Below are 12,258 nucleotides of genomic sequence, written 5' to 3' on the forward strand. Positions count from 1 at the left end.
TTCTTCGCGAATATAAGCGAAGAGAGGATAGGCGATGACGCACGGGCTGGTCCCTGCCAAGCTGGGCTTTGGCGGGGCCGCGATCGGTAATCTGTATCGACCGGTCGGTGATGACGCCGCCCGTGCAACGATCGACGCCGCGTGGGACCGGGGCATCCGCTGCTTCGACACCGCGCCACATTACGGCTTCGGCCTGTCCGAACGGCGGCTGGGCGATGCGCTGGCCGACCTCGACCCCGACCGGCACGCCTTCGTTTCGACCAAGGTCGGCCGCGTGCTGCGTCCCGCCCCCGACCGCGACCCTGCCGCCGAGCGACAGGGATTTGTCTCGCCCGAACCGGTCGAAAGCGCGTTCGATTACTCACGGGACGGCGTGCTCGCCTCGTTCGACGCCAGCCGGGCGCGGCTGCGGCGTGACCGGATCGACCTGCTGCTGGCGCATGACCTGGGCGAGCTGACCCACGGCGCGGATGCGGCGGCGCAGATGGCGACGTTCCTCGATGGCGGCTATTCGGCGATGCGGCAGCTGCGCGACGCCGGCGTGGTTGGCGCGATCGGCATCGGCGTGAACGAGATCGCGGTGTGCGAGGACCTGCTCGACCGGGTGGAACTCGACGCCATCCTGCTCGCCGGGCGCTACACCTTGCTCGAACAGGCGGCGCTCGACACGCTGCTGCCGCGCTGTGCGGCGCGGGGGGTGCGGGTGATCGTCGGGGGGCCATATAATTCGGGCATCCTCGCTTCGGGCACCGGGCCGGACGCCCGCTATAATTACGAAGCGCCCCCGGCCGAGGTGACACGCCGGGTCGATGCCATCGCCGCGATCTGTGCGCGCCACGCCGTGCCGATGGCCGCCGCCGCGCTGCAATTCCCGATGGCGCATCCCGCCGTGACGGCGGTGATCCCCGGCATGGCGGATGTGGGTGAGGTGGCGCAGGCCGCGACGCTTGCCACGATGCCCCTGCCGGGCGCGCTGTGGACCGACCTGATCGACGCCGGCCTGATCCGCGCCGACGCCCCTGTTCCCATGGAGACTGCATGACCCGCCTGTCCGGCAAAACCGCCATCGTGACCGCTGCGGCGCAAGGCATCGGCCGCGCCGCCGCCGAACTGTTCGCCCGCGAAGGCGCCCGCGTCCTTGGCGTCGACATCAACGCCGACGCGCTGGCGACGTTGGCCGGGTGCGAACCGCATGTCGTCGACCTGATGGATGGACAGGCGATCAAGGACTTCGCGGCACAGGTCGGCGCGGTCGACATCCTGTTCAACTGCGCCGGCTTCGTCCATGCCGGCACGATCCTGACGACCGAAGAGGCTGACTGGGACTTCAGCTTCGACCTGAACGCCCGGTCGCAATATCGTCTGATCCGCGCGCTGCTGCCGGCGATGATCGCGAATGGCGGCGGATCGATCGTCAACATGTCGTCGGTCGCCAGCCATGTGATCGCGGTGCCCGGCCGCTTCGTCTACACCGCGTCGAAGGCGGCGGTGATCGGCCTTACCAAATCGGTCGCGCTCGATTTTGTGGGGTCCGGCATCCGCTGCAACGCGATCTGCCCCGGCACGGTCCAGTCGCCCTCACTCGAAGAACGCATGGCCGCCACCGGCGATGCGGAGGCGGCCCGCGCCGCCTTCACCGCGCGCCAGCCGATGGGGCGGCTGGGCCGGGCGGAGGAGATTGCCGAACTGGCGCTGTACCTCGCCTCCGATGCGTCGTCCTACACCACCGGCGCGGTGCATGTGATCGACGGCGGCTGGTCGAACGCATGATCCGCGTCCTGACCCTCGACCTGGTGGACGATGCGGCGGCGATCGCCGAATATGAACGCTGGCATGTGCCGGGCAATGTCCCCGCACCGGTATTGGCCGCGATCCGCGCGGCGGGGGTTCAGGAAATGCAGATTTTCCGCCACGGCACGCGACTGGTGATGACAATGACCGTCGCACCCGATTTCGATCCCGGCGCAAAGGCCGAAGCCGACGCCGCCGACCCCGAAGTCGCGGCATGGGAGGCGCGCATGGGCAATTTCCAACGCGCGCTGCCCGGCGCGCCCGATGGCAGCCGCTGGACGCCGATGACCCCGATCTTTGCCCTGAGCGACCATCCATGATCGCCCCCGGCGCCCCGCCCCGCTCCACCCCGGCCGGGACCGGGGGCCGCTTCGTCACGCCGGGCTTTGCCGCCGGCTTCGCGGTCGTCGTCAGCCTGTTCTTCCTCTGGGCGATCGCCAACAACTTCAACGACCTGCTGATCCGCCAGTTTCAAAAGGCGCTCGACCTGAACCGGGCGCAGGCCGGGCTGGTGCAGTTCGCTTTCTACATCGGCTATTTCGTCATGGCGCTGCCCGCCGGGCTGGTGCTGCGGCGCTTCGGCTATCGCGCCGGCATCCTCGCCGGCCTCGCCTTCTACGCGGTCGGCGCGCTGCTCTTCTATCCCGCCGCCGAGGTGCGCGACTATGCCGCGTTCCTGGGGGCGCTGTTCGTCATCGCCTCGGGCGCGGCGTTCCTCGAAACCGCCGCCAATCCCTATATCGTCGCCTTCGGCGATCCGGCGCGCGCCGAACAGCGGCTCAACCTGGCGCAGGCGTTCAATGGCCTCGGCGGCGCGATCGCCCCGATCATCGGCGCGAAGTTCATCTTTTCGGGCATCGAGCATGACCGCGCCGCGCTCGACGCGATGGCCCCCGCCGCCCGCACCGCCTATCGCGCGGCAGAGGCGCAGATGGTGCAGCTGCCCTATCTGGTGCTCGCCAGCGTCGTCGTGCTGATCGCGCTGGCCGTCGCCATCGTCCGCCTGCCCGAAGTCCCGCGCGAAACCGGCGGCAACACGCTGCAGGGGCTGCGATCGGTGCTGGGGGTCCGGGCATTGCGCTGGGCAGTGGTCGCGCAATTCTTCTATGTCGGCGCGCAGGTCGGGGTGTGGAGCTTCTTCATCGACGTGGTGAAGACGATCAGCCCTGCGACGCCCGAGCGCGAGGCCGCCTATCTGCTGTCGGTCAGCCTTGCGCTGTTCCTTGCCGGGCGGTTGATCGGTACGCTCCTGATGCACCGCATCGCCGCGACCCGGCTGCTCGCGGTCTTCGCGCTTGCCAATATCGCGCTGATGCTCGTCGCCGCGCTCGGCCACGGCATGATCGCGATCTACGCGCTGGCGCTCAGCAGCCTGTTCATGTCGATCATGTTCCCCACCATCTTTTCGCTCGGCGTCCGCGACCTGGGGCCCCGCGCCCCGCTCGGCGCACCGCTGATCGTGATGGCGGTGATCGGCGGGGCGGTATTCCCGCCGCTGATGGGGTGGCTGAGCCATGGCACGGTGTCGATCCAGACCGCGATGCTGGTGCCCGGCGTGTCCTTCGCGGTGGTGCTGGCCTTTGCGCTGACAGTACGGCCCACGGTTCAGCGGTAGAAGCGGACCTTCGCCAGTTCGAGCCACGCCCGCCCGCCCGGCTCCCCGGTCAGGCGGAACGCGACGCTGCGTAATTGGGTCAGGTCTAACGGGGTGTCACCGCTAGCAAAGGCGCTGAACGGCAGGCGGATTTCGCGGCGCTCGCCGCTCGCCTCGAACGACGCGCGGCTCGCCTGCCGTGCGCCATAGGCGTCGAACGCGACGCCATAGCGCCCCGACCCGCGCGCCTCGAACGCGATACCGGTAAAGCTCCGCGCATCGGCGACGTCGATCGCCCCCTTGGTCAACGGCAGCACCAGCGCAGCGAACGGCCGGTCGGCCGCGCCCAGCCGGGCCACCGCGAACAGATGCCGGTCATGCGGCCCATCGGGACGCACCACGTCCAGCCGGCTGTGGTCGGTGCCCGGCTCGACGCTCTCGACCGGCAGCGTGTCGAGGTCGGTGCGCCCGTCACCCCGCGCACCGGTATCGATCGGGCCGGCCATGGCGTGGACCGGCATCGGCGTTGCCTCGCGCGCATCGATCCGTCGCCGCAGATCGTCCAGCGGCATTTCCCGCCCGGCGACGAACACCCGCCGGACATCGTGCAAGTCGTCGATCGCCACGTCTGGCCGCCCGCCGACCAGCAACAGGTCGGCCCGCTGCCCGACCGCGATCCGGCCTTGGTCGCGCTGCCGCAGAATATCCGCCGCCCCGCCAGTCGCCGCGACCAATGCCTCGGCCGGGGTCAGCCCCAAACCGGCGAGCAGCCGCGTCTCGCGCACCGCGCTCAACCCGTGATAGACGCCGCCGATCCCGGCATCGGTGCCCACGCCGATGCGGATGCCCGCCGCGTGCAGCGCGCGGACATTGGCCTGCATGATCGCCCAGCGCTTGGCTTCCAGTTCAGGAATCGCCTCGACCGGCCGCGCCATCCGCGCCGCCTCCGCCGTCCGTTCGGGCGCGGCCAGATGCCGCCATTCCAGTGGCACGAAGGTCCGGTTCTGCTGCGGTTCGTACACCACCAAAGTCGGGATATAGGCGACGTGGTTGGCCCGCATCAGCGCAATCAGCTCGGCATCGACGCGCGCATCGCCGACGCCATGCCCCAGCGCATCGACCCCGGCGGCGGCCGCGATCTTGGCTCCGGCGAGCGTTACCGTATGGGTGATGACCGGCAACCCCGCCGCATGGGCATCCTCAACGATGGCTGAGAGGGTCGGCACGTTCATGCTGGCAAGGTCGGGCGAGCGGCCATAGCGCCAGCCATCGGCGAACACCTTGATGACGTCGGGCTGGTACGCCAGCGCGGTCTTCATCGCGACATGCGCCGCGCGCGGGGTCGTCGCGGTCAGCGTGAAGAAGCTGCCCCAGCCATATTCTGTGCCATGCCCGCCCGGCACGCCCAGCCGGATGGCGAGGTTCAGGCGCGGCGTGGGAATGCTGCCATTAGTGGCGATGGCGCGAATGGGGCCGAGCATCTCGCCCGATAGCGAGAAGTCGTTGGCGCTGGTGATACCGTTGGCGAGATGCGAGGCCCAGGCCTTGCCCAGATCGTCGGGACTGCCATAGCCAGACGCCCGCAAATGGGTGTGCAGATCGTGCAGCCCCGGCAACAGCGTCAGCCCGCGTGCATCGATGACCCGCGCGCCACGGGGTTGCTTGAGGCGAGGCCCGACACCCACGATCCGGTCGCCGACGACCAGCACATCGCCCGTCACCGCCGGCGCGCCGGTCCCGTCGAACACCCGCGCCCCCCGGATCAGCACCACCGTTTCCCGCTGCGCCGGCCGATCGGCGGCGATCAGCAACAGGGGCAGCAGCGCGAGCAGGAGGCGATGGAGCATGGGTCCATGTGTACCGGCTATACCGTGCGCGTCCAACGGTTGCGCAGGCGCAGCCACGACGTAGGATGCGCCCCCATGCAGACCATCAGAGCGATCATCATCGGAGCCGCAGGCGCAATGCTGGTCGCGGCGGCCCCCGATCCAGGGGTAGAGGCCGCCGTCCGCGCCGCGCTGGCCAAGGCACCGGCGGGCACCCGCTTCGGCATGGTGGTGCGCGATGCCGCCGGTGTCGAACAGGTCGCGATCGAACCCGACCGGCGGTTCGTGCCGGCGTCGAACACCAAGATCTTCACGACGCTCGCGAGCTTCGCCACCCTGCCGCTCGACGCCGCCGACGATGGCGGCGCGGGGGTGCGGTTGGAGGGGCGCGACGTCGTGCTGGTGGGCGCGGGCGATGCGCGGCTGTCGAGTGCGGCGGACTGTCGGGTCGATTGCCTCGCCACGCTCGCCGATGCGGTGGCGGCAAAAACGCGGGTGGTGGGCGACGTGATCGGCGACGACAGCCGCTTTCCCGACCAGCGCTGGTCGCCCGGCATGGGGTGGAACAACATGGCCGGGCGCTATGGCACCGCCGCCTCCGCCCTCACGCTGGACGACAACGAACTGGTAGTGACGGTCGTCGCGGAAGGGGGCCGCGCGGTGGTCGGCGGGTCCGACTATTACCGCATCGACAACCGCGTCCGGGTCGGCACCACCAGCAACATAGCGTTCGACCGGATGCCGGGCAGCGATGTGCTGCGGCTGTCGGGGACGATAGCGCCGGGGTCGGGCGTGACGGTCAGGACCGGGGTCGAGGATGCGGCGCATCATGCCGCGTGGACGTTGGCGACGTTGTTGCGGGAGCGGGGTGTGCAGGTGACCGGGGCGGTCGGGGTCCGGCACCGGCCGTACCGGGCGGAGGAGGATGGCGCGGTCGTGGAAGGTGGCACGATGCCGCCGATGTTGGCGCGCGTTCAGCCCGCGCCCCTGATCGAGGATGTGACGACCACCAACAAGGCGAGCCAGAACCTGCACGCCGAACTGCTGCTGCGCCGGATCGGGCGGGTCAGCGGCGGCGGGTCGATCGGCGACGGGCTGAAGCGGGTCGCGGCGATGATGGCGTCGGCGGGCGTGCCGCGCACCGCATGGGACCTGTCCGACGGGTCGGGCATGTCGACCTATAACCGGGTCACCCCGCGCGCGATGGTGACGCTGCTGACCTGGGCACAGGCGCAGCCGTGGAGGGCGCGGTGGCTGGCGACGCTGCCGGTCGGCGGGGTCGACGGCACGCTGTCGCGCCGGTTCCGCGACACGCCGCTCGCCGGCAAGGTCCACGCCAAGACGGGGACGCTGAGCGGGGTATCGGCGCTGGCCGGCACGATGACGGCGGCGAGCGGACAGGTGCTGACCTTTGCGCTCTACGCCAACGACAATCCCGACGGCACGTCGGCGACCCCGGCGATGGACGCCGCGCTGCTGGCCGCCGCCGCCGCGCTATAGCCGCACGTTATGGCACTCTAACCAAAATTGGGCGAGTGTTACCGGAACGCTACGGTTCCGTGAAAACCCGCCGCGCCGCCCCTTCCGCGACGCAACGCTTTTGTTGCTTATTGTTGCCAACAGCCGCTCACGGGGAAATGGCGGCGCAGGCTTGGGGGCAAGATTATGCGGGCTGGCAAGGCACGGGTGCTGTTGGGCGGATCGCTGTTCGTCGCGATGATCGCGGCGGGACAGGCGGGCGCACAGACGGTCAGCGAAGGGGTGACGACGGCGGAAGCCGCCACCCCGACCGGCGTCGCGGTGCAGACGACGCCCGCGTCGAAGGCCGACGACGGCGAAATCCTGGTCACCGGATCGCGGATCAAGCGCGACCCGAACAACAGCTCGCTCCCGCTGCAGATCATCAGCAATGCCGAGATCGAGCGCAACGCGATCGCCAGCCCCGAACAGCTCATCAGCCTGCTGACCAGCAACGGGTCGGGCGCGGACAATCTAGCGTCGAATGCCGACGTCACCACCGGGGCGCAGCGCGGCACCAACGGCCTGTCGGCCGCCAACCTGCGCGGACAGGGCGCGGCGGCGACGCTGGTGCTGCTCAACAGCCGCCGGGTCGCGGCGCACGGCCTGTCGGGTGCGGCGGTCGACGTGAACCAGATCCCGTTCGCCGCGATCGAACGGGTCGAGGTGCTGAAGGACGGCGCATCGGCAATCTATGGCACCGACGCGATCGGCGGCGTCATCAACTTCATCACCCGCACCGATTACAAGGGCGTCGGCGTGATGGGCGCGAGCGACATCACCGAACAGGGGGACGGCGCGATCTATCGCTTGTCGGCCATCGCCGGTTTCGGCGATCTGGACCATCAGGGGTTCAACGTGATGGGCGCGGTCGCCTATCGCTGGAACAACATCCTGTTCGGGTCGAACCGCGACTTCGTGAACGGCAACCAGCCGAACCGCGGCCTGTCGGTCGACACGCGCGGCACGCCGATCGCCACCGCCTTTCCGCTCAACCGCTCGACGCTGCTAGGCAGCACGCTGGCTGGCGGCACGCTGCTGGGCGGCACCGCGAGCGCACAGGTACTGGCTGGCCTCGTCATTCCCGGCACGACCACGGCGGCGAGCGGCGGGATCAACCCGCTCGACCTGCCCGGCGGTGCCGGCTGCGAATCGATGGACGGCGGCATGGCGTATGACGATGCGCTGTGGAACAACGTGTCGGCGCGCTATGCCTGCGCGTGGGATACCGGCCGCGCGGCGGTGATCCAGCAGCCGATCAAGACGCTGACCTACCTCGCCCGCGCCGTCGCGCGGGTGGCGGAGGATCACCAGATTTCGCTGGAGGTCACCGGATCGAACGCCAATTCGGCCAAGCTGTTCTCCAATGCGCAGGTGTCGAGCAACACGACCAATTTCCAGGTCGCCTATCCGCGCAACGCGCTGACCGCCGCGACCTATGATGCGGTCTATAACGCGATCGCGGCAACCTTCCCGGCGGTGGCGGCCAATCGCGGCAAGCCGATCGCTTTCCGCTGGCGCTGCATCGCCTGCGGCCCGCGCGAATACGAAACCGATACCAAGACGATCCGCATCACCCTCGCCGCCGAAGGGCCGTTGTGGGAGGGTTGGGATTACCGCGCGGGCGGTTCATACGCCAAGAGCGAGTCCAGCTCGGTGCTGGGCAGCGGCTATTATTATCGCGGGACGCTCAGCAACGGTGCCTATGATCCCAGCGCCCCGACCGCAGCCGGGGCGATCGGGCCGGGCCTTGCCGGACTGCTCAACAGCGGCATCCTGAACCCCTTCTCGATCAACCAGAGCGATGCGGCGCTGGCCGGGTTGGCGGCGGTGTCGGCCGAAGGGGCGACGCTGTACGGCGGGCGGTACGAGGTGAAGCAGATCGACTATTCGATCGCCGGCCCGCTGTTCCGCCTGCCCGGCGGCAAGGCGCAGATGGCGGCAGGCATCGATTTCCGCAGCGAATCCTACAGCTTCAACGGGTCGGCCGCCGCCGCTGCCTCCGCCCCGGTCATCTTCCTCGCCGCGTTCGACAATGTGAACGCGCTGCGCGCCAAGAACCGGCAGGTGAAGGCGGCCTATACCGAAGTGCTGCTGCCGCTGTTCCGCGGGTTCGAGCTGACCGGCGCGCTGCGCGTCGACGACTATGGCGATTTCGGCACCAGCACGAACCCCAAGGTATCGGTGAAGTATCGTCCGTGGGAACCGGTGATGGTCCGGGGATCGTTCAGCACCGGGTTCCGCGTGCCGACCTTCAACCAGATTTTCAACGGCACCACCGAATCGCCCTATTCGGGCCGCGACCTTGCCGACCCGGTGCGCTGCCCCGGCGGCATTCCCAACACGACGACCCCGGCGTGCCAGGCGGTACAGCCCACCATCCTGACCGGCGGCAACCCCAACCTTGGCCCGGAAAGCGCCCGGATGTTCAGCGCGGGTATCGTGATCCAGCCGGCACCGAAGTTTAGCGCCTCGCTCGATTTCTGGGCGATCAATGTCGACGACACGATCCAGCTGCTGACCGAGCGTGAGCTGATCGACAATGCCGCGCTGTTTTCCGACCGGTTCCGCCGCGATCCGACCACCAACGAACTGGTCGAGATCGATCGCACCTGGATCAACGCCGGCGCGCGGCGGACGCAGGGCCTCGAACTCACCGCGCGCGGCGGGGTGGATGCGTTCGGCGGCAGCTTCCTCGCCGGGATCGACGGCACCTATCTGCTGAAGAAGCGCGAGAAGCTGACGCAGAATTCGCCCTATGGCCCCAGCCTGATCGGCGTGTTCAGCTTTGCCGGCGACCTGGGCCTGCGGTGGAAGCATAATGCGTTTGTCAGCTATACCAACGAAGCGGTCACGATCGCGCTGACCCAGCAATATCGCGACGGGTACAAGAACCAGGCACTGCCCGGCATCCTGGCGGGCACGGTCACGCGGGCCGACTTCAACGAAGATGTGAAGCCCTATGTCACCTATAACCTCGCGGTCAGTTTCCTGAACCTCGGCAACAAGGCGACGCGCCTGACGCTGGGGGTCAAGAACCTGTTCGACGTCGATCCGCCGTTCGCCATCACCTATGATTCGAACACCGGGTCGGGCGGGTCGTGGGAACCGCGCGTTGCCGATCCGCGCGGTCGGGCGTTCACCGTGCAGGCGGATGTGAAGTTCTAGGGGGGCTGTCTTGCCTCTCCTGCCCGTTCGGTTCGAGCAGCTTCGAGCTTGTCGAGAAGCGGCAGTCGAGAACGCTCCGTTCGGGGCAACCCCTTCTCGACTACGGTTCTCGACAGGGTCGAACCTGCGCTCGAAGCGAACGGATTTGGAAAGGGGGTAGAAGATGATCGCCGCCCTACTCGCCGCCGCGACGGTGCAACCGGTCGCCGAGGTGCGCGTGGCGTTCGATCGGCGCGGCGAGACGGCGGTCGTCGCACGCGGCATGGCCGATATCGCCGCCGACCGCGCGGTCACCGCCGACGATCCGGTGCGCGTCGCTTCCATTTCCAAGCTGGTAACCGCGATCGCGGTGCTGCGGCTGGTCGATGCGGGGACGCTCGACCTCGATGCCGATGTGTCGGACCTGCTCGGCTGGCGGCTGCGGCATCCGCGCTTTCCCGACGTGCCGATCACGCTCCGGCTGTTGCTGTCGCACCGCGCGGGGATCGTCGACGGGGTGGACTATGTGTTGCCACTGGATGCCGAACTGGCCCCGGTGCTGGCCGATCCCAAGGCATGGGATGCGACCCACGCTCCGGGACAGTGGTTCGCCTATGCCAATCTCAACTTCCCGATCGTCGCCAGCGTGATCGAACGCGCGACGGGCAAGCGGTTAGACCGGGCGATGGAGCGGCTGGTGTTTCGGCCGCTGGGGATCACCGCATGCTATAACTGGGCAAGCTGTTCGCCCGAAATGGCCGCCCGCGCGGTGGTGCAGTATCGCGGGCGAGCACCGACCAAGGACGATCATCACGGCCGCGCGCCCGCCTGTTCGGTCGAACCGGCGCGCGATGGATCGTGCGACCTCTCGCGGTGGCGCGCGGGCAGGAACGGGGCGATGTTCTCACCACAGGGCGGCCTGCGCATCTCGGCGCGAGGGCTGGCGGCGGTCGGGCGGATGTTGCTGCGGCGGGGGCGGAGCGACCGCGGACGGATATTGTCGCCGCGCGCCTTTGCGACGCTGACGACGCCGCTGTGGACATGGGACGGGACGAATGGCGACACCGGCAGCGATGCGACCACGGGCGCCAAGCAGGGCGGCTTCCTGTGCCGCTATGGGTTGGCGGTGACGTTCCTTGCCACACCGGTCGCCGGGTGTCGCGACGATCCGTTCGGCGATGGTCGGCTACGGATCGGCCATGCGGGCGATGCCTATGGCCTGCGGTCGGGGCTGTGGGTCGACCTGCAGGCCGGGACCGGCGTCGCCTATGTCGCGACCGATGTACCGGTCGAGGCGTCGACGCGGTCGGCGTTCACCCCGACCGAGGAGCGGCTGGCGCGGGGGCGGTAGGTCCCCCTGCCCCTCAATGCTTCTTCGGCAGGACGTGCAGCACGCCGGCGATGACCGCGCCGATCAGGATGCCGAACACCGCCGCACCGGCTGCGTTGACGATCCATTCCAGCACGCCGCCCAGGGCCGGCACCGCCTCCGCCACATGATGCGCGGTGTCGTGGACGAGGTGCGGGAGCGTTACGAAGCCGAACTCCTCCAGCCCGTGCAGGATGATCTGTCCGCCGACCCACAGCATCGCGGCGGTGCCGATCAGTGCCAGCGCCTTCAGCACCACCGGCATCGCCTGGACCAGTCCGCGCCCGATCGTCTGGGCCAGCGCGCTCGACCGGCGGGCGAGCGCGAGGCCGATATCGTCCATCTTCACGATCAGCGCGACGGCGCCGTACACGCCGATGGTGATCGCAATCCCGACCACCGCCAGCGCGACCCCTTGCATCCAGATCGACAGCGCGGGCAGTTCGTTGAGCGCGATAATCATGATCTCGCCCGACAGGATCATGTCGGTGCGGATCGCGCCGCTGACCTGCTGCCGCTCCAGCTCGACCGGATCGGTGGTCGTCGCGGCTTCCTCGGCATGGTGGCCGCCGAACAGCGGCGCGAGGATCTTTTCCGCGCCCTCGAAGCACAGGAACGCGCCGCCCGCCATCAGGATCGGGGTGACCGCCCAGGGCGCGAAGAACTTCAGGATCAGCAGCACCGGCAGCAGGATCAGCAGCTTGTTGCGCAGCGACCCCAGCGCGATCTTGCCGATGATCGGCAGTTCGCGCGCCGGCGACAGGCCGACGACATAGCGCGGGGTGACCGCCGCATCGTCGATCACGACGCCCGCCGCCTTTGCCCCCGCACGCCCCGCCGCCGCGCTCACATCGTCGAGCGAGGCCGCTGCGAGCTTTGCGATCGCCGCGATATCGTCGAGCAACGCAACCAAACCACCAGCCATCGCCTGTTCCCCAAAGCTGTTTGCGCCGAGCGGTAGCGACCGGATCGACACAATTCCATGAAAAGCGTCGAACGCCGCAAATCGCCCG

9 protein-coding genes are annotated in these 12,258 nt (G+C 68.8%); 7 read left to right on the plus strand and 2 right to left on the minus strand.

Annotated features, from left to right (window positions below; translation table 11 throughout):
* Positions 1-34 precede the first annotated feature (34 nt).
* Genes ASE58_RS11150 through fucP form a run of 4 tightly spaced genes read left to right on the plus strand, consistent with a single transcriptional unit; the run spans position 35 to position 3,406 of the window.
* The gene (locus ASE58_RS11150; protein WP_055821243.1) at positions 35-1,042 is read left to right on the plus strand and encodes an aldo/keto reductase; all 1,008 of its coding nucleotides are present in this window, start codon (positions 35-37) and stop codon (positions 1,040-1,042) included.
* Positions 1,039-1,770: an SDR family oxidoreductase gene (locus tag ASE58_RS11155; protein WP_055821244.1), complete on the plus strand. Its 732-nt coding sequence runs from the start codon at positions 1,039-1,041 to the stop codon at positions 1,768-1,770. Before ASE58_RS11150 ends, ASE58_RS11155 begins: the two co-directional genes overlap by 4 nt.
* The gene (locus ASE58_RS11160; protein ID WP_055821248.1) at positions 1,767-2,111 is read left to right on the plus strand and encodes an L-rhamnose mutarotase; all 345 of its coding nucleotides are present in this window, start codon (positions 1,767-1,769) and stop codon (positions 2,109-2,111) included. Before ASE58_RS11155 ends, ASE58_RS11160 begins: the two co-directional genes overlap by 4 nt.
* Positions 2,108-3,406 carry an L-fucose:H+ symporter permease gene (gene fucP / locus ASE58_RS11165; RefSeq protein ID WP_082467971.1) on the plus strand — a complete coding sequence of 433 codons (1,299 nt, stop codon included), beginning with the start codon at positions 2,108-2,110 and terminating at the stop codon, positions 3,404-3,406. The genes ASE58_RS11160 and fucP overlap by 4 nt, the downstream gene beginning before the upstream one ends.
* On the opposite strand, the gene ASE58_RS11170 is transcribed toward fucP, so the two are convergent.
* Positions 3,397-5,232 (minus strand): amidohydrolase family protein, encoded by a 1,836-nt coding sequence (locus ASE58_RS11170; protein ID WP_055821250.1) that lies wholly within the window; start codon positions 5,230-5,232, stop codon positions 3,397-3,399. The genes fucP and ASE58_RS11170 overlap by 10 nt on opposite strands.
* 75 nt (positions 5,233-5,307) lie before the next feature.
* On the opposite strand from ASE58_RS11170, the gene dacB reads away from it, so the two are divergent.
* The 3 genes from dacB to ASE58_RS11185 all read left to right on the plus strand — a co-directional run bounded on the left by dacB (position 5,308) and on the right by ASE58_RS11185 (position 11,227).
* A complete protein-coding gene (dacB, locus tag ASE58_RS11175; RefSeq protein WP_082467973.1) occupies positions 5,308-6,711 on the plus strand; it encodes a D-alanyl-D-alanine carboxypeptidase/D-alanyl-D-alanine endopeptidase in 1,404 nt (467 codons plus the stop codon).
* 165 nt (positions 6,712-6,876) lie between these two features.
* On the plus strand, positions 6,877-9,897 hold the full coding sequence (locus tag ASE58_RS11180) for a TonB-dependent receptor domain-containing protein (protein ID WP_055821256.1): 3,021 nt from the start codon (positions 6,877-6,879) through the stop codon (positions 9,895-9,897).
* 163 nt (positions 9,898-10,060) lie between these two features.
* A complete protein-coding gene (locus tag ASE58_RS11185) occupies positions 10,061-11,227 on the plus strand; it encodes a serine hydrolase domain-containing protein (protein WP_055821259.1) in 1,167 nt (388 codons plus the stop codon).
* A gap of 13 nt (positions 11,228-11,240) precedes the next feature.
* Here the strand turns inward: ASE58_RS11185 and ASE58_RS11190 are convergent, their stop codons facing one another.
* Complete coding sequence (locus ASE58_RS11190) at positions 11,241-12,170, minus strand: DUF808 domain-containing protein (RefSeq protein WP_055759230.1); 930 nt, start codon at positions 12,168-12,170, stop codon at positions 11,241-11,243.
* Between the last annotated feature and the right edge of the window lie 88 nt (positions 12,171-12,258).

The organism is Sphingomonas sp. Leaf9, assembly GCF_001421355.1.
In the GTDB taxonomy this organism is placed as follows: Bacteria; Pseudomonadota; Alphaproteobacteria; order Sphingomonadales; family Sphingomonadaceae; genus Sphingomonas.

What these genes read in the sequence shown, in the direction of transcription:
- ASE58_RS11170 (WP_055821250.1), bottom strand. Translation starts at nt 5,232, where the DNA reads ATGCTCCATCGCCTCCTGCTCGCGCTGCTGCCCCTGTTGCTGATCGCC.
- ASE58_RS11180 (WP_055821256.1), top strand. Translation starts at nt 6,877, where the DNA reads ATGCGGGCTGGCAAGGCACGGGTGCTGTTGGGCGGATCGCTGTTCGTC.
- fucP (WP_082467971.1), top strand. Translation starts at nt 2,108, where the DNA reads ATGATCGCCCCCGGCGCCCCGCCCCGCTCCACCCCGGCCGGGACCGGG.
- dacB (WP_082467973.1), top strand. Translation starts at nt 5,308, where the DNA reads ATGCAGACCATCAGAGCGATCATCATCGGAGCCGCAGGCGCAATGCTG.
- ASE58_RS11150 (WP_055821243.1), top strand. Translation starts at nt 35, where the DNA reads ATGACGCACGGGCTGGTCCCTGCCAAGCTGGGCTTTGGCGGGGCCGCG.
- ASE58_RS11190 (WP_055759230.1), bottom strand. Translation starts at nt 12,170, where the DNA reads ATGGCTGGTGGTTTGGTTGCGTTGCTCGACGATATCGCGGCGATCGCA.
- ASE58_RS11185 (WP_055821259.1), top strand. Translation starts at nt 10,061, where the DNA reads ATGATCGCCGCCCTACTCGCCGCCGCGACGGTGCAACCGGTCGCCGAG.
- ASE58_RS11160 (WP_055821248.1), top strand. Translation starts at nt 1,767, where the DNA reads ATGATCCGCGTCCTGACCCTCGACCTGGTGGACGATGCGGCGGCGATC.
- ASE58_RS11155 (WP_055821244.1), top strand. Translation starts at nt 1,039, where the DNA reads ATGACCCGCCTGTCCGGCAAAACCGCCATCGTGACCGCTGCGGCGCAA.